This is a genomic window from Microcystis sp. Msp_OC_L_20101000_S702, assembly GCF_007095705.1.
Lineage (GTDB): Bacteria > Cyanobacteriota > Cyanobacteriia > Cyanobacteriales > Microcystaceae > Microcystis > Microcystis ichthyoblabe_A.
Genome location: NZ_SFBO01000144.1, coordinates 1 through 18,123, shown reverse-complemented (window position 1 = coordinate 18,123; position 18,123 = coordinate 1). Strand labels below are relative to the sequence as shown.

Below are 18,123 nucleotides of genomic sequence, written 5' to 3'. Positions count from 1 at the left end.
GGTGATGCAAGGGTTTTAAGAGATTCTAGCAGATTTAAGTGCATTTGGGAAGCTCTCAATCAAGCTAAAAGCCCTTTCCTGTAAGGTTTTTAGATTTATTCAGCAAACCCTAAATAAAAGCTCGGGCTAGGTGAGAAAGTATTCTTAAATTGTTCCTAATCACTACATTCCAGAAAAAGTTGCTGTATTTAAAGGGTCAATTTAAGTCTGAATGGCATCACTATCTGATCCATCGAAGTCTCACTCCGAAGTCTCACGGCCGAAACCTGATTCCTCACCTAACGGAAGATTTTTGATTTTTGCAAGAGGTCTAATGTTCATTTGACTTAGACTAATAGGCAACCATATATATTATATCCCATGCGGCAATTTCTCTATATTTAATAAATCTTGACATTTCTCTCCCCAACTAGCGATTCAGATTTTGGAGTTTTTGGGGACTTCCAGGGTTTTGATCTCTCGAATGATAGGAGCGAGTGCTGCTAAATCAGCGACTGCTTAGGGTGTAATAGCAAATCTATTTTTAATAGTTTGATAACTCCCAATCTAACTTTAACTTCCCACTATCCTATAACTTATTAAACAGGATTTAGTATTGGCTGATTTTACCTTCGATCTCCCCTGCCACCCTTAATAAAGGAAGTGCCGATCCCCCCTTAATCTCCCCTTGATAAAGGGGGGAAATCTGACAACTTTTAACATCTACCTACTTACTAGGTTGATTTTGCCCGGGCCAGCCAATGGAGGTTAAAGATTGCTTGATAGATGGGATTATGGACCCGCAGCTGGCCCTGATCTTTGATCACTAACCCTGATAAAAGTAACTCTTTTTCTGGGGGGCTATCCTCGGCAATCACCTCTTTTTCCCTTAAAATCCGTTCATAGAGTCTCAGGAGCAACTGGGAGCGATGACTGTTGAGAAGCCGATCGCGAATAGTCCGCAGATGTTCCGGTTCATCCTGAGCCTCCCAATTGCCAATGATCTTCTTCTGTACTAAGTCCTCAATCCAGGAGGCCTCACTATTGGGGGGAATCGGTGAGGTGGCGGTGCGAATTAACTGACAGAGTTTTTGGGTCAGAAAAGGTTGACCGTTTGTCCAGGCAAAGACTTCTTTTAAGACAGTTTGCGGGTTACTAAATTTCTCGGCCAATCCGCGCAGTAAAGGCTGGGCTTCGTGTTCCTTAAAACCCTCCAATTGAATCGAATGACCGATATTAAAAGGAGTGATTTGGTGGTCGGTAATTAAATCGGAGGGGGTGACAACACCGAAGAAAGCGAAGGTCAAACGCCGATAGAGCGGGTTAAAACCGCGCTGGTTATAGCAGGAACGAATCAGGGCAAAAAAGTCATTAACCACAAAATTTAAGCCCAAAACGCTATCGATTTCATCGATAAAAATCGCAATCGGTTTCGGGGGAGAACCTTCCACTATCCCCACTTCCAGCAATAACACCTCTTCGATAAATTCCCCCAAGCGCTGCACTGCCGAGACATCTTCCCGTTCTTGCCACCAAGCTTTCAGATTGACCCTTTTGAGCAGGCCAAAACGTCGTCCTAACTCGAAGGCTATCCCCTTGTACCATTGGTCGGGAGTGACATTTTCGCTGCCGATACGGGTTAAATCAATGGGAGCGCAACAGATGCCCTCGTGTTGGAGGTGATCGATCATGCGTACCATTAAACTAGACTTACCCATTTGACGGGGATTGAGAACATAGCAAAAATCGCCGCGTTTGAGGGCTTTATAGAGATAACGGTCGGCGGCGCGGACCACGTAGGTGGGTGCATCCATAGGCAAACTGCCCCCCACTTGGTAGTCAAAGGTGCTAGATTCTTCGGTACTTCTGAGCAGTTCATTTTCAAACAGTAATTCTGCTTGGGTGGCCTTGAGAATTTCTAGGGTTTGGCTGAGTTCCAGGGTGCGCTCCCGCACTTTCTGTTCTAGGGTGCGGCTATACTCGGCTAATTTTTCGGTAAAGCGAATCCGTTCCGCTTCCGCCTGTTTTCGTTCGCTAATATCGGTAAAAGCGGTGATCGCATAGATAATTTCTCCTTTTTCGTCAAAAACGGGCGTGGCATACACTTCTAGGGGGATAATCTTCTCTCCTTGGTGAACTTCTATATCATCCACCGTGTTTTTTTCCCCCCTTAAAGCTCGGACAATCGGATGGTATTCTGTGGGATACAATCGATCGGTTCCAGCTTGATATAACTGATAGGTTTCCCCCAACTGATTAGCCGTGGTGATATTAACTATCTCTTTTCCTAAAATCTCCTGGGCGGTTTGATTGGCATAATAGGGTTGACTGTCGGCATCGAGGACAAATACCCCCACTGGCATGGCTTCTAAAAATTGCGCTAGTTGTCTCTGTTTGGCTTTGATTTCGGCGTAGAGTTTGGCGTTAGTAATTGCGATGGCAGCTTGGCTAGAGAGCAATTGCAGCACTTCCAATCTTTCTTGGGTAAAAGCCCCGACGGTGAGATTATTTTCTAGATAGACAATTCCCCGCAGTTGTCCTTGGTCGAGGAGGGGGGAACAGAGCAGCGATTTGGTTTGATGGGTTTTAATATAGGGATCGTTGCTAAAATCGCCCTGATGGGCAGCATCGTTATTCAGAACGGTTTGACCGCTCCGGGCTACATAGTAAATAATTGAGACGGGAAGATGTTCTTCGATGGCATGAGATTTAAAGACTGTCACCCTGTCTTCCTGCACTGAACCGGAGGCTTCGATCGATAGTTGTCCGCCGCTTTCTAGGATAAGATAGCCCAGCTGCGCCCCAGCATTTTCGATGAGAATTTTCATCAGGGTGGCGAGTAATTGATCTAAAACTATCTCGCTAGAAATGGCTTGGGATGCTTTCATAATCGTGGCTAAATCTAACAGTTCTCCCGAATGACTAACTGAATTTTTTCTGGTGGTAGTTCTCCTAGTTTCGGTCGGGGAATTGGAACCATAATTATTGACCATTAACTGAGAATAGCGGCTTTCTATATCTTTGACTTTAGCTGTTGCTCCCCAAATAGAATAGAGATAAGCAGCTTCATTGATGTAGGTTTTGGCAATTTTTACTTTACCCCAATCGAGATAGAATTTCGCCGCTAGTTCGTTAGCCAGTGCCTCTTCATTAATGTATTCATTTTCCTTGGCTTTAGCGATGGCTAGATCGTAGTTTTCTATGGCTTCTAGATAGGATTGCTGCACTCGATCCTTTTCCGCTGCCACTAAATAAAATTTATGGAGATAGTTAGAGGGGGCTTGATTGGCCCATTCCTGTTGCTTTTTCTGATTATTCGTCACTCGTTCTAATACTTGCTTTTTTTGGTCATTGTCCAGATGATTATAAATAGCTAAATGGGCGAGGGAATCATAGAAATTATGCAGAGGAATCAATAAAGTAGCGGTGGCTCCCCCTAGATAATTTTGGGCTTGGTTAGCATTTTCAATGGCTTGTTTGTACTGTCCAAATAGATAACAAAGGTATAATTTATTGACAAATAAAGCACAGAGACCATAGAGATCATTAGCCTCTAGATGGTACGGTAACATAAGAGTTTCTTGATAGTATTTTCCTTCTAAACGGCTGGGATTTTCCGAGCGCCCCAGCAGATTTAAAACTGTTTGTCCGTAGATTTTTAGATAGTTGCGGGTGTTTTCTTGTTTGAGCTTAACAAAAGCCAGATCATAGTTAGCTATTTCTCTAGCTAATTCGGTTAATTCCTGTCCGATAAAGGCGGAATGAAAACAGTAAAGATAGGCGCAGGTTGTTCCGTAGTAGAGATCGCCCATTTCTAAACCGGTTTGATAGGAAGATTTTAACAAAGACAGGGAATTTTTAATCGGTTCTTTCCAGATACTAATAGTGGCGGAAAAGACGGCAATTATTTTCGGCATCAGGGCTTTGGCATGAAATTTATCAGCAATGTTTAAAGCTAATCGTCCAAATTGATAACCCGTTTCCCAATCTTCTAAAAGACCACAAAGAATTAAGCCATAATTGACATAAGTAAAAGCCGCTAGATAACTATTGCCGTATTCAATTGATAAGTTAACCTGTTTTGATACTAGGATGGGTAAGAGACGAGGTGCGGCAATATAAACAGGAGGAAATATGGCACTCGCTATCTTCATGATTGCTAATTTTTCTTCCTCATTTATCGGCGGTAAATTACTTAAATTTTCGATATTTTGACCCGCTAATTTTTGCCTAGTTTTATTGAGTTCTTCCTGAATATCTGATGATTTTAAGGATTCAGGAATCTCGAAATCTAGGCTTTTGAGGACGGATAAACCAATTTCTACCGCTTTTAGTTCGTGATTTTGGGCTTGATAAGCTTCGATGATGACTTCATAAACTTTCACCTTATCTAGGGTTGTTTTTGCCTGTTTTAACACGAGATTAGCCCAGCACTGCATCTGCTCAAAATCTCCACTTAAATAGGCGATTTCTGTGGCTTCAGAATAAATATCTAAAGTCAGTTGATAGTTATTCTTCCAGCTTGCTTTTTTGAGAAGTTTTTGAGCGATTTTAATATATTTTAAGGCTCCAGTTTGGGCATTAGCGGCTTTTGCCTTTTGGGCTGCTAGTAAATTCAAGTTAGCCACTGACTCTCGTTCTTTTTCCTCGCTAATTAGTTGATAACCAAGATTGAGATGATCGACTATTTTAAAAATTTTTTCCGATAATTCATTGGCGGCAGTATGCTGCCAAAGTAAGCGACCAATTTTTAGGTGAATTAAAGATTTTTTGCTGTCTTCGATGAGAGCGTAAGCTCCTTGTTGAATGCGATCATGAGCAAATTTATATTCTTGAATCAGTAATTGTTCATCTAATTCTGAGAGGGGAATAATTAAACCAGCTTCACTACTATAAGTTAAAATTGGTAAAAGTTCTGGGGGTGATTTTTCAGAGATTAATGCTAGAATATTTAAATTAAACTCTGCCCCAAGACAGGCCGCTAAACTTAAAATTTCCTGAGTTTCGGGAGGCAATTTCTGCATTTTACCCATCATAAATTGAATCAGATTGTCGGTACTGCCAATCCTTTGAATTTGACCGAGATGCCATTGCCAATAGCCCCTATTATTATCGGTTTTAGTGGTTGTTTGCTGCCCTGGTTGAAAAAATAGCAAATTTTCCCAGTAGATAGTTTTGAGAAATTCATTGACAAAAAAAGGATTCCCGTGGGTTTTTTGCCAGACTAAATCGGACAAAGATTGCACATATTCGGGTGAATGGTTTAAGGTGTCAGCAATTAACTGATTGACCTGTTTAAGACCCAGAGGTTTTAAAATAACTTGATTGATAATTATGCCCCCCTGCTCTAATTTATCGAGAGTAGCACTTAGGGGATGGGTGGAATTAATTTCGTTACTGCGATAGGAACCAATTAAAAATAAATAGTCCATATCGCCATCGAGCATAATTAATTCTATTAACTGGAGACTAGCCAAGTCTGCCCATTGTAAATCATCGAGAAAGATGACTAAGGGATGTTCTGGGGAACAAAAGACCCGAATAAAATTTTTAAAGACTAAATTAAAGCGATTTTGAGTAGCGATCGCTCCTAATTGTAACACCTCTGGTTGTGGACCGATAATTAATTCTAGTTCAGGAATCACATCAATAATAACCCGTGCATTCGCCCCCAAAGACTTTAAGAGTTTTTGTCGCCATAGTTCCAGTTGTGATTGACTTTCCCCCAAAAGTTGCTTGACAAGATGAGTCAAAGCGCTAACCACGGCAGCATAGGGAATATCGCGCTGAAATTGGTCAAATTTACCAGAGATAAAAAAGCCGCGTTTTTCAGTAATTGGCTGATAAATTTCCCTAACTAGGGTGGTTTTACCCATGCCAGAATAACCCGTAACTAGCATCAGTTCGGTGTGAGAGGAGTTTTTAGCCGCCGTGGCTACCCGTTGAAAAGCAGTGAGGAGAGTGGCGATTTCTGTCTCCCTACCGTAGAGTTTTTGGGGAATTTGGAACTGATTGGCTAGATCTTGCCCAGCGATGACAAAATCCTCAATTTTACCCGTTGTTTCTAGTTGTCTTAAACATTCTTCTAAATCTGCCCGAATACCATAGGCACTTTGGTATCGTTCCTCCGGGGTTTTAGCCATCAGTTTCCTGATGATTGCCTCCACCACCGGGGGAATTTCCTCCCTGACGAGACTATTAATCTCCAAAGGTTGTTTTGCCAGATGACAGTGAACTAATTCCAAAGCATCGTTAGCCCGAAAAGGTAATTGTCCGGTGAGAAGTTCATAGAAGCTAACGCCCAAAGAATAAAAATCTGTACGGTAATCGAGACTGCGATTCATCCGTCCGGTTTGTTCGGGAGAAATATAGGCTAAAGTCCCCTCGAGGACGTTGGGATTTTTTAGCCCCGGATTTTCCCGCTGCAGGACGCTGGCAATGCCAAAATCGATGATTTTAATCTGTCCGGTTTCGGGGTTAAGAACTATATTGGCAGGATTAATATCTTTGTGAATAACCTTGGCGTTGTGAATTTTCTCTAAATTAGCCACTATTCGGGGTGCAAGACTTAAAAAGTCCCTTAAGGCTAGAGTTTTTTTGCCCTCTAGCCATTTTTTTAAGGATACACCCCCGAAATCTTCCAAAATAATCACGGGAGTTCTGCGGTAGGTTTCTAAACCATAGGCTTTAATCGCCTCCTCGAAGTTCAGGCCGCAGATGGTTTTATACTCCTGTTTGTAATGGGTTAGTTCTTGTGCGGTTGGATATTCTTGCTTGAGGATTTTGAGCATAACCGGTTGATTATCGACGGTGCGAATGGCCCGATAGACTTCCGAGTTAACGCTTTCGTAAACCTGGGCAAGAATGTCGTATCCTTTGAGAACAATCATTTTTTTACTCGGCGATTGTAAACGGCTGCGGGTCTCCCCAAGAAAAATTCTACGGGAACCAAGACCAAACTCCGCAAAGCTGACAGAACTCGATTTACCTGTGAGACGGAAGGACGGGGAGAAGGGACCACCTGCTCGAAATACTCGGAATGCAAGGTAAAACCAAAGTGAACATCTTCCGGCAAACTCAGTTTAGCAATCGGTCCGTCCTTGAGATTGTCAGGGTTAAATAACCAAGCTTCTAATACTCTGGTCGGGGTTAAAACCGTCGTCAATAGATAGCCCTGTTCTTGGGGAATAAACTGAATGCTATCTAAAATATAGCCATCGGGACAAACATAAAAATCCAGTAGTCCCCGACCTAAATGTGATACATGAGTATCACTGGCTTTTTGTTCTTGGCTAATCTGTTCAGTTAACTGATTCCAATCCTTATCGAAGGGAACCTTGGCTAATACCGAGGGCAAGTCATGACAGGGAAGTTCGGCATCGCTGAGGATGCGATTACTTTGGTCGCGAAAATCCATATACTGACGACGACAGATTAATTCGCGCACATAACCGGCATAAACCTGATAAATAGCGCTGTATCCCTGTTCCGATTCCCGCGGGTCGGCGGTGTAGAGAGTGGTAGAGAACCACCCCGGATGGATGAAAGCTTGTTCGCTCATCACCCTGGCATCTTCGATAACCACTTTGCGCAGCACTCCAGGGTCAAAGGAAAACATCCAGGGGATGCCGTGGTATTCGGGGGGATAACTCTGACCGGTAAAATGTTGGATATCGTCTTTTTCGATCGCTTCGGTTAAACTAATAGTGGCATTTTGGATGGCCACAATCTGAATTTGACCGTTGGTACTATGGTAACTACAAAGGAAGTGATAACTGTCGCCATTGAAGGTAATTAATCGCGAGGGAACGGTGGTTTCTTCTTCCTTGAGATCTTGACGGTTAACCAGATAAATTTGAGTTTTCGGATAGGTTTCTTCAGGCTTAATTCTGATACCTAATAGTTTGGCTACTCCCATCTGAAAGGGCATATCGGGAATCATGATATAATCTTCGGTGACGATGACCGAATGGGGGCTACCATCGAGGGTAGTTCCCTGTAGTTTCCAGGGTTTAAGTTGTTTTTGTTGATCCCAAAGAACAATATACACCGAGGAATCTAAATCTTTTAACATACCTCCCGATGCAAGTTTTAGCTTTAATTCACAGGTGATAAATTCTTTGGTCTTTTTGTCGTAAAAGGGGTGAGCGGTATTTTCTAGGACTGGGAAAACAGACAAAGGCACGGAAACAAGATGTTGGTCAAAATAACCAATCGGAGTGATAGTATCAAGGGAAACGGGGTCCACTTCCCAGTAACGTCCCGCATCGGCAGTGAGAATTAATCTGGTTTCTTCTAGTTGTTTATCTTCGGAAACTTTTTCTAGTTTAACCATAGCAGTATTCGCTATTTCTGAACAACCCAAAATGCTGACCACGGCGGGAAAAGTGGCTTGACTAATATTAAATATAGGTAAAACTTTTCGCCAAAAACTATCCCAAGTTTTTAGTTTTTTACTGTAAACGTTAACTTGATTATTTTTACCTTGCAAGTCCCATCTAATAATTACACCTTCGCCAGAGAACAAATGACGGTCATTTTTTCTATGAAAAGGACAGACGATAAAAACGTATCCCGACAGATTTTCCGGCCAATGTCCCTCAGTAATTGTGGCGACTGCCTTATATAAATTGTTCTCATCCGGCCGACCGAGTTGCGAGCGACTAAAATTACTAACGTTGACAGTATTTTGGACAGTATCTTTGATTGACATATTCATAAGTAGAGTTTGCGGCAAAAAGTTTGTTGGTGGGGTTAGTAGCCGGTCGTCAGGAGTCAGGAGATAGGAGATAGGAGCCGGTCGTCAGGAGATTATTTTATTTATTCCCCCCACACCCTACACTCTACACCCCACACCCTACACCCTCACTGATAACTGATTACTGTTTACTGATAACTGATAGAGGATTTCACCTCTAAAAAATAGCGTCGATACAATTCATAGCCTGGTACTACTTTATCTCCCGATTGTTTGAGTAGTCCCATACTGCTGAGTTTGTAAGCGAGAATTGGGTCTAATTGTACGGGTTCCACCGCGCTCATCACCCGGTCGAGGGCTTTTGCTAGTTCAGGCTGTTGTTCTAATACTGCCCAATGGCGCCGCAGGTGATGGGCATAGATCCCGGTGACAGAGGTGGCGCTGGTTAATATTTGCGTCATGGTTATTTCCTCCCGACTGAGATAGTAGAGGGCAGTTTGTACCAAAGCTGGATGTCCTCCTACTAGCTCCATCAGTTGTTGGACTTTTTCCTGATTTTCCCAGGTGAGTTGATAACGTTGGGCTAATTGCAATACCTCCTCCAGACTAAAATGACTTAACTGTGCGGGGAATCCCACGTTAAAGGGGGATTGATTGAGCTGCAGGGGAACATAAATTTCTGTGGAATGGACGACGATAAGACGGAGTTTTTGCCAGATAGGTAGGGTTTTGGATTCTTCGTACCAAGAACGCAGCAGCGGTAAAAAATCCTTGGCCACTTGGGGATGTTCAAATATCTGATTAAGTTCATCAATAGCGAGGACAATGGGGGCGGTAATCGATTCCAGGAGATAGTCTTGAATGTAAACCGTACAGCTAATCTTGCTACCTAAATCCTCATCCCAATACTCATCTAATTGTGGTTTTAACTGTAGTTGACGGGCGGCATTGGCACACAACCAGCGCAAAAATTGGTTTAAATCAGCCAAAATCGTCTGGTCCACCTGTTCTAAGTTCAAACTCACCGTGCGGTAGCCTTGCTGTTTAGCAAAATCGAGCATTCTCAAAAGTAGGGAGGTTTTGCCCATTTCTTTGGGAGCTTTTATCCGCACTAAAGCCCCCGGTTTCTTGATTTCCTGCCTTATCTGTTCTTCGAGGGGAAGACGTTCTAAATAAAATGGGGAACCAAGGGGAACAGCCCCATTAGGATAGGGGGGCAATGTCTCCAATTTTTCGCTCTTGGCTGCCGAATTAACCGGAATTTTGTCTTGAGGGGGTGTTTTTAGCTGAAAATTCAGGGCGGCGATTTCTTGCCAGTCGAGGCATAATCGACGACAAATTTGTTCAAAAGTGGCTTGTTCTACCGGTTTGCCAGTCAGGAAGTTGCTGACAGTAGCCAGACTAAATTCAGCTTCTTTGGCTAAGGAGCGCTGACTGCTAAAGCCCTGCTTTGTCACGGCTAATTTAACTTGATTGAGGCAGTGTTGTTGTACTCTTAGACGGCTCGATAGGGAATCTCTCATAAGAATTAGGGGTGTGGGGGAATGGGGAGGTGGGGGAATGGGGAAGTGAGGGAATTGAACTAAACACCCCAAAACCCCAAAACCCCAACCCCAACACCTAAAACCTGTCTCCTGACTGACTTGAAAATGACAATGTGGTCACAAAACCGCGGCAGTAGATGGCTGAAGTCAGGAAAAGGCGACAGCCCAACTGGGAAATATTCTAGACCAATTTAAGAGACAACCGGAACAGGCTCAAAAGTAACTTGATAACCAAGCTTCTCTAAACGTTTAACCAGACGTTTTTTCACAAATTTCTCGGTCAAACTGGGCAATCGTCTCGTCAATACTGTCAATCAGACTTAGTAACTGGGCGAGAATAAATTGCTGACCGGGACGCACCCGACCGGAGAGTGCTTCTGCCAGCAAATCCTGTTTTTGACGCAGTCTTCCTTGGGTTAAGGCGGCCATCACTATACTCCCAACACAGTTAAGGCTATTTGTGGGCAACAGTAGTCTGTCCTCTGGGGATGATGCCAAATCCCGTCATATTTCATTTTATTGCCAGCCGACACTCGACGAGCGATAACTAATTTTTGATAAGCTAAGAGACAGTAATTATAATTTCGTCGTCAATCCTATGATTTTGCCAGGTAGTACCGTTCGAGTCACCAATCCCGATGATACCTACTATAAATTTGAAGGTTTAGCCCAGCGTTTAAGCGATGGGAAAGTGGCCGTTCTTTTTGAGGGGGGCAACTGGGATAAGTTAGTCACCTTTAATCTCTCGGAATTAGAAGAACTAATTATTGCCCCGGCTAAAGGCAAAAAATAACCATGCGTCCACCCTTACCGCAATTAGCCACGGATAACCGCCATCCCGATCATATCGCCGAAGTTATCGAGACGACGACGACCGAGTTCTTAGCGCAATGTTTGGAACCAGAGGAGTTAAACTTTCCTTTTATGCCCGCTTTTGGTAGTTGGGTAAAAGCCTACGATGAAGAAACGGGTAATAAGATTTTTGGGATTGTCACCTTTGCCACCACTGCCCCGATCGATTCGGTACATCGTGCTAGAGCTTTGGGGTTATCTTTGGCTGAATTGCGGGAACAACAGCCGCAGATTTTCGCTATGTTAAAAACGGAATTTCGGGCAACTATTGTCGGTTTTGAAACCCTATCCGGACAATTTAATGGCAATGGTTCCGGTCGAGGTTATATCTATCAATATATTCCTCCCCGCCCTCCACAAATTCATCAGGCAGTTTATCAATGTGAGTCGTTAGAAGTGGTTTATTTTAGTGAACAATTAGACTTTTTAAGAATTTTATTACAGGTCAAAAATACTCCCGTGGAAGCTTTGGCAGCCGCTTCTATCCGTCAGATGTATCAATTGCGTCAAGCCGATCGACAATGGTTAGTGAATGTGGGCAGACAGTTAAGTGTTTTACTTAAAGATGATTATGATCGCTTGCGTTATATTCTCAGTCAAATTCATATTAGTCCTTAGATGATTCGGCGTTGCTGATTTTAATTATGAATTGTCTTCTGAGCAATTCTTCAAACTCCAAACCAAGTTAACTTGTGGATACTTTGTACAATTAGCATTCATATATGGATTGCTGCAAAACTGATACCTGATAAATGGACAACTCTTATTCTCAATTAACCGAAAACTTGCTGAAATTGGTGCAACATTTGCCCCACTTAAAAGATGGCAAATGGATTCAAAGATCTCTGGAAGCAATAGTCAGAATTGCCGAGGAGGAAATCGATCGCCTCGATTGGAAAATTCTAACCTATGCGATCGAAGATTTAGAAAAGGGATTTCAGGTATTTTACCCCTACCGTCACATTCGTAAACTGACCATTTTTGGCTCGGCACGCATCAAACCCGATAGCAGTGAATACCGTCTGGCAGTAGAGTTCGCACGCTGTATCAGTCAATACGGTTTTATGGTGTTAACCGGTGCTGGGGGTGGCATCATGCAGGCAGGGAATGAAGGCGCCGGACGGGAAAATTCCTTCGGATTAAATATTCAGCTACCCTTTGAACAGGGGGCTAATCCCTATATCATAAATGATGCCAAATTAATCGATTTTAAATATTTCTTTACCAGAAAACTATTTTTTCTGCGGGAAAGTGACGCAGTAGCTTTATTCCCCGGCGGTTTCGGCACCCAAGATGAAGCCTTTGAGACGCTTACCCTCTGTCAAACCGGTAAATACGGACCTGCACCCCTAGTATTAATTGATGAGCCTGATGGGGATTACTGGCAAACTTGGCAAGAACAAATTAGTGAAAATCTGCAAAAAAGAGGACTGATATCCGCCGAAGATCGGAATTTTTATACTATTACCAACGATCTAAACCACGCTTGTCAAACAATTCGCCACTTCTATCGGGTCTATCACTCCAGCCGTTTTGTGGGAGAATCCTTTGTTATTCGTCTTAATCACGAACTAAGCGAGGAACAGATCGAACAAATTAACCAAAACTTCGGCGATATCCTAGTTAAAGGGAAAATCGAACCCAGTCAAATTCTAGAACGAGAGAATCGGGATTCCAGCCACCATTTACCTCGTCTAGTTTTTTACTTCAACGGCAAGAGTTACGGACGCTTGTATCAATTAATTGATCACATCAACGATTTAAGTCCTGTAGTTGCCCTTGAAGAGCATCCCGAGAGAAAATAAATACTAGGCCAGAGTTTCTGGACAGTATCCTAAACCCTTAGTAAATTGTTGCCGAAAAGCCTCTATATCTTGCTGATCCGGGGTACCATGGGAGACGATCGCCACTTGGTAACGACGCATGACATCAATGGGGGATTGTCCCGTTTCCAAACTCCAAAAAACCATCTGGAGACGCATTTCCGGTTGATAGGGAATCCCTAACTCATTCATGTAGGCGCGAAAATCCCCGTGTTGGCAAGGAGTAAGCATTTGATTAAACTTTACCTTGACCACCCAACCGTTAATCTGATGAATAACCGTCATGACGGAGGAGGGTAGATGAGTCATCGATCGCAGGTATTCGGTGACTCGTAGCGTTAAACTAGCGTTAGCAAGAAAATAGAGATAGTCCATATTGGCCGCTGGGATGTTGGCTAACAGTCACGATTAGTGTTATATCTCTAGTCTGACGATAAACCGTTCCAGATACCAAGGGGAGAAATCCCCGATTTAGTGAAGTTCGCCTGGGTAGAATTACCCGACTTTTGCGAAGATCTTTATGATGATAACGACGATGATCCCTGACCAATCACTCTCCAGCTACGATTATCACCTTCCTCCGGAGTTAATTGCCCAAAATCCCGCAGAACCCCGAGACAGTTCCCGTCTTTTGGTGGTAGATTCTCCTAATAGTCATAATTTGGCTATTTTTCGGGATTTACCTACTTGGTTAGAGCCGGGGGATTTGTTGGTTCTCAACGATACCCGCGTGATTCCGGCCCGTTTATTTGGTCGTAAAACCACCGGCGCACCCATAGAAATATTACTATTGGAAGAACAAGATAACTATCGTTGGTTATCTCTAGTGAAACCAGGAAAACGCTTTAAAGTCGGTTCAGAAGTCCTTTTTTATCCGAAAACAGGGCGAACGGAAAACAAAGAAAAATTATGGTTAGCGAAAGTAATCGATCGAGATATGAACACCAGTGGTCGTCTGCTGGAATTTCAACGTCATCCCGGACGCAGTTTTTGGGATATGTTGGAGGAGTACGGTCATATTCCTTTCCCCCCCTACGTCACCGAATCGGAGGCGGAAGAAGACCGTTATCAAACAGTTTACGCTGATAAACAGGGTTCTGTAGCCGCTCCCACGGCCGGATTACATTTTACTCCCGAATTATTCCATAAGCTCGCCCAGAAGGGTATAGATACCACCTATATCACCCTTCATGTGGGAGTGGGAACCTTTCGCCCCGTGGAAGTGGAAAATATTACAGAACACCTAATGCACCGGGAATTTTTAGAGATTTCCGCCGAAACTGCCGAAAAAATTGCCCAAACAAAGGCTAGAGGTGGCCGGGTTATCGCCGTAGGAACTACGGTAGCTCGCGCCTTGGAAGGGGCAATTAAAGAAACTAAGAGCGATAAAGTAACCGCTTTTCAGGGAAAAACGAATTTATTTGTCTATCCGGGTTATCAATGGCGAGTTATCGACGGCATGATCACTAATTTTCACCTACCCAAGTCCAGTTTGATGATGTTAGTCAGTGCCTTAGTCGGACGGGAAAGACTATTGGCATTGTATCAAGCAGCTATCCAAGAGCGTTTCCGTTTCTATTCCTTCGGTGACGCTATGTTAATCCTACCCAGCGCTTGCAGCAGTAATCGGTAAGTAGTTGGACAAAATTACATCCACACCCCAGAAAGAAGGAGGGCTAGAACTGCGGAAAGGGCAACAGGAAAGGGGAAAAATATGTATAAGCGGCCCGCGCATCTAAATTGGTCTAGGTCGATTATCGAACCACCTCTAGCCTGTTGTCTATCCTAACCAAGAAATGAAAAGAAAAGACATTAAAATCGGTCGCCGCTATTCTAGCAAACCCCTGCAAATATTTTTAATTATTGCCTTCATCGTCGCCGCTCCCTTTGCTATTTTTTATCTTATTGCCTTGGCCTATCTCTGGCAAGGCGATCGACTTTTGGCCGCGGGGGAGAAGGAATCGGCTCTGTCTGCTTACCGAACAGTTTTATCTTTTGACGAAAATTCAGTCCAAGCCCATATAAAAATCGCTCAGGTCTTGCAAAGTCAAAAACGCTATTCTGAAGCCTTACAAGCCTATGATCGTGGCTTTATCGTTAATCATAAACCACCGATGGAACCCTCCCAAAGTAATTATTTAGTGGCTTTGGGGGATATCTTCGCGCAGGAGGAAAAATGGTCAGAGGCGATCGATGCTTACCAAAAAGCAATGATCATTAAACCAACTTTTAAAGCGCAATTTCAGCTAGGAAAAGCCCTTTATAGTTTACAACGTTGGGATGAGGCGGCGAAAGCTCTGCAAGCAGCGGTTTTTCTCGATCCTAGTCAGGGAAAAGCCTATTTTTATCTGGGAAAGGCCTACAGTGAACAGCAACTCTGGCCAGAGGCCAGTTATGCCTATCAGCAAGCTCTAGAATTGACACCTAGTCAGGGTGAAATCTACAAAAAATTAGGAGAAACCCTAGCAAAACAGGGAAAATGGCAGGAAGCAGAGCAAATATATCGACAGGCTTTAATTTACGCTCCTAAAGATGGGGATATTTATAATTATCTGGGCAAAGCTTTAGCGGAACAGGGAAAACTAGGGGAAGCCATGGCAGTTTTTCAACAGGCACGCCAAATTAGCCCAAAAAATGCTAAGATTTACCAAAATCTCTGTTATATCTATATCAATAGCGGTCAGATCGATGAGGGTCTAAATTGGTGTCGGCAGGCCGTAGAAATTGATCCCAATTTATCAGAAGCTAGATTTATTTTACAGGAAATCCAACGGGGGCGATTAATTCACGACAATCCCGAATTATTAAAAATGCCAGAGATAATTCCCAGTGTTAAGAGTGATCCTCTGGTGAATTTAAAACGCTCAATTGTTAAAATTGTCATTCGCGGCAAAAATAAAAATGGTATCGGCACTGGTTGGTTATTAAAACGAAATCAAGACACAGCTTGGATCTTGACTAACCGCCATGTGGTGACGAATTCCCGTCAAGAAATCGATGCAGGATCCCGCATTTTTGTGGAGTATTATAGCCAACCACCCCAAGGAAAAATCCGCAAGCGTTCAAAAGCTAAAATTCTCCACATTACCCCCCCTAACGACTGGCTCGATTTAGCAGTATTAGAGGTAAAAAATCCCCCCCCAGATTTAAAACCTTTAGCTTTAGCACCCCTACCAATTGCCCCTAATCAACCGGTAATCTCGATCGGTAATCCTTTTAATCAAAAAGATTGGACTGTCAGCAAAGGCACGGTTAATGATAATAACGAAAAATCCTTAAGTTTGTCCATGTTTGTCGTTTCTGGACAGTCGGGAAGTCCAGTTTTAAACGATAAAAATCAAGTGGTGGGAGTGATTTCCCAAGCGGGTTTATTTTGTCCCAATCCCTCTACTCCTAAACCCCTAGAAAATGCCGTTAAATTAGGCTGCGGTTTAGCAATTCCCATTGACAGAGTGCGAGAAAGGTTAAGGGAGTGGGGAACTTTTTCAGTTATCAGTTCGTAATTTAAATTGCTTGTTGAGACGAGGCAAAAGGCAAGAGGCAAAAGGCAACAGTAAAGGGATTGGGGGAGGTTCGGCTAATCTAAGAATAAGCGGTTTAAATGCGTCTTAGCTTAGTGGATAGTGATCGATCACTGGTCACTGATAACTGATAACTGGTCACTGATAACTGATAACTGCTATGCTACTCTAGGCAGAAAACCATTCGATCGAGAACACCGTGGCTAACCAAGAAGCAACTTCCCCCGCTATTCGTACCCCCTTATACAACTTAATTGCCCAACAAACCAGCAAATTTACCCCTTTTGCGGGTTGGGAGATGCCGATACAGTTTAGCGGCCTAAAAATCGAACATAATGCTGTCCGCAACGGTGTCGGGATGTTTGACATTTCCCACATGGGCAAATTTATCTTAACTGGAGATAATCTGGTTCAATCTCTCCAAACCCTAGTTCCTTCTAATTTAGCCCGTTTAAGGGCAGGAAAGGCACAGTATAGCGTTTTACTTAACCCAGACGGTGGCATAATCGATGATATTATCTTTTACTACCAAAGCGAAAGCCAAGGCGTATTAATTGTTAATGCCTCAACCACCGATAAAGATCGAGAATGGATTTTAGGCAATTTAGAGGGTTCGGGGGTCAAATTAAAGGATTTATCGCGAGAAAGGGTCTTAATTGCCCTGCAAGGACCAAAGGCAGCGACAATTTTACAGCCCTTGATCAGGGAAAAATTAAGCGATTTTGGCCTATTTAATCACTGGGAAAGCCAGCTTTTCGGGGAAAAAGTTTTTATCGCTAGGACCGGTTACACGGGAGAAGATGGGTTTGAAATTATGGCCCTCCCTGAAATCGGGCAGCAACTTTGGACAGAATTCTTAAATTTAGGGGTGACTCCCTGCGGTTTGGGGGCCCGGGATACCCTGCGTTTAGAGGCAGCTTTAGCCCTTTATGGACAGGATATCGACGATAGCACGAGTCCCCTAGAGGCTGGCTTAAATTGGTTGGTTCATCTGCCAGAAAAAGGCGATTTTATCGGTCGCAATGTCCTTGAAGACCAAAAACTTAATGGTGTCAATCGGCTCTTGGTGGGATTGCAGATGTCAGGCAAACATATCGCGCGTCACGATTATCCAGTAGTATTCGCTGGGGAAGCGGTGGGTAAAGTCACCAGTGGCACTTTATCACCAACTTTGAGCACAGCGATCGCTTTAGCCTATCTTCCCACACCTTTCGCCTCGATCGGACAGGCGCTCGAAGTGGAAATTCGCGGCAGTACCTACCCCGCTACCGTCGTTAAAAAACCCTTTTATAAAAGTAAAAAGTAACGTAACTACCGAGGTCTTGACAAATTAGGAAAAAACCAGAACTTCCCCCTTGAAAACTTGAGTAAAAACTTGTTTGTTCCTCGTTCCTTCTTAAGTCCGTCTGTTGAGGGGGCTGAGAACTATTCTGAGTATTTAATCCCAGTCTCCTCTCCAGCTCGGCTATCTTTTCCCGCAGAGCTTGATTTTCCTTCTCTAATGCTTTAATTCTGTTGGCTTGTTCTTCGTAAGTCATGGTTGACATTCTAACGCCTTTTTTCTCTACCTCGGCAGTTACGATTTATGGTTCTTCGGTTTGTGTTATGCAATGGACGGGGGTTATAAGGGATGAAACCCTTATAGAAACAGACATTACCGCAATTTTTGTCAATTGTTTGCAATCTGGAGCGAACTAATCAATTAA

General features: G+C 43.3%; 12 protein-coding genes. 6 read left to right on the top strand and 6 right to left on the bottom strand.

Annotated features, from left to right (window positions below; all coding sequences use genetic code 11):
- Positions 1-713: 713 nt before the first annotated feature.
- The 4 genes from EWV60_RS15680 to EWV60_RS15665 form a co-directional block, all read right to left on the bottom strand.
- On the bottom strand, positions 714-6,869 hold the full coding sequence (locus EWV60_RS15680) for an AAA family ATPase (RefSeq protein WP_287233227.1): 6,156 nt from the start codon (positions 6,867-6,869) through the stop codon (positions 714-716).
- Positions 6,866-8,698, bottom strand: a complete 1,833-nt coding sequence (locus EWV60_RS15675) for a carotenoid oxygenase family protein (protein WP_287233225.1) — start codon at positions 8,696-8,698, stop codon at positions 6,866-6,868. The genes EWV60_RS15680 and EWV60_RS15675 overlap by 4 nt, the downstream gene beginning before the upstream one ends.
- Before the next feature lie 167 nt (positions 8,699-8,865).
- Positions 8,866-10,200 (bottom strand): AAA-like domain-containing protein, encoded by a 1,335-nt coding sequence (locus EWV60_RS15670; protein WP_002778065.1) that lies wholly within the window; start codon positions 10,198-10,200, stop codon positions 8,866-8,868.
- 270 nt (positions 10,201-10,470) lie between these two features.
- The gene (locus EWV60_RS15665) at positions 10,471-10,650 is read right to left on the bottom strand and encodes a hypothetical protein (protein WP_002778063.1); all 180 of its coding nucleotides are present in this window, start codon (positions 10,648-10,650) and stop codon (positions 10,471-10,473) included.
- A 169-nt stretch (positions 10,651-10,819) separates the two neighbouring features.
- Between EWV60_RS15665 and EWV60_RS15660 the strand changes: the two genes are divergently transcribed.
- From EWV60_RS15660 to EWV60_RS15650, 3 genes are all read left to right on the top strand, one after another.
- The gene (locus EWV60_RS15660) at positions 10,820-11,014 is read left to right on the top strand and encodes an NAD(P)H dehydrogenase subunit NdhS (protein ID WP_002732940.1); all 195 of its coding nucleotides are present in this window, start codon (positions 10,820-10,822) and stop codon (positions 11,012-11,014) included.
- A gap of 2 nt (positions 11,015-11,016) precedes the next feature.
- Positions 11,017-11,691, top strand: coding sequence for an HAS-barrel domain-containing protein (locus EWV60_RS15655; protein ID WP_002740888.1), 675 nt, complete (start codon positions 11,017-11,019; stop codon positions 11,689-11,691).
- A 134-nt stretch (positions 11,692-11,825) separates the two neighbouring features.
- Positions 11,826-12,878, top strand: coding sequence for an LOG family protein (locus tag EWV60_RS15650; RefSeq protein WP_002774874.1), 1,053 nt, complete (start codon positions 11,826-11,828; stop codon positions 12,876-12,878).
- 3 nt (positions 12,879-12,881) lie between these two features.
- Here the strand turns inward: EWV60_RS15650 and EWV60_RS15645 are convergent, their stop codons facing one another.
- Positions 12,882-13,271, bottom strand: a complete 390-nt coding sequence (locus EWV60_RS15645) for a hypothetical protein (RefSeq protein ID WP_002733765.1) — start codon at positions 13,269-13,271, stop codon at positions 12,882-12,884.
- Positions 13,272-13,431: 160 nt separating this feature from the next.
- On the opposite strand from EWV60_RS15645, the gene queA reads away from it, so the two are divergent.
- From queA to gcvT, 3 genes are all read left to right on the top strand, one after another.
- Positions 13,432-14,529 carry a tRNA preQ1(34) S-adenosylmethionine ribosyltransferase-isomerase QueA gene (queA, locus tag EWV60_RS15640; protein ID WP_287233229.1) on the top strand — a complete coding sequence of 366 codons (1,098 nt, stop codon included), beginning with the start codon at positions 13,432-13,434 and terminating at the stop codon, positions 14,527-14,529.
- Between the two features lie 163 nt (positions 14,530-14,692).
- Positions 14,693-16,399, top strand: a complete 1,707-nt coding sequence (locus EWV60_RS15635) for a serine protease (RefSeq protein WP_287233219.1) — start codon at positions 14,693-14,695, stop codon at positions 16,397-16,399.
- 217 nt (positions 16,400-16,616) lie between these two features.
- Positions 16,617-17,723 carry a glycine cleavage system aminomethyltransferase GcvT gene (gcvT, locus tag EWV60_RS15630; protein ID WP_287233218.1) on the top strand — a complete coding sequence of 369 codons (1,107 nt, stop codon included), beginning with the start codon at positions 16,617-16,619 and terminating at the stop codon, positions 17,721-17,723.
- Here gcvT and EWV60_RS15625 read toward each other — a convergent pair.
- Positions 17,692-17,955: a DUF6444 domain-containing protein gene (locus EWV60_RS15625; RefSeq protein WP_287233216.1), complete on the bottom strand. Its 264-nt coding sequence runs from the start codon at positions 17,953-17,955 to the stop codon at positions 17,692-17,694. The genes gcvT and EWV60_RS15625 overlap by 32 nt on opposite strands.
- Between the last annotated feature and the right edge of the window lie 168 nt (positions 17,956-18,123).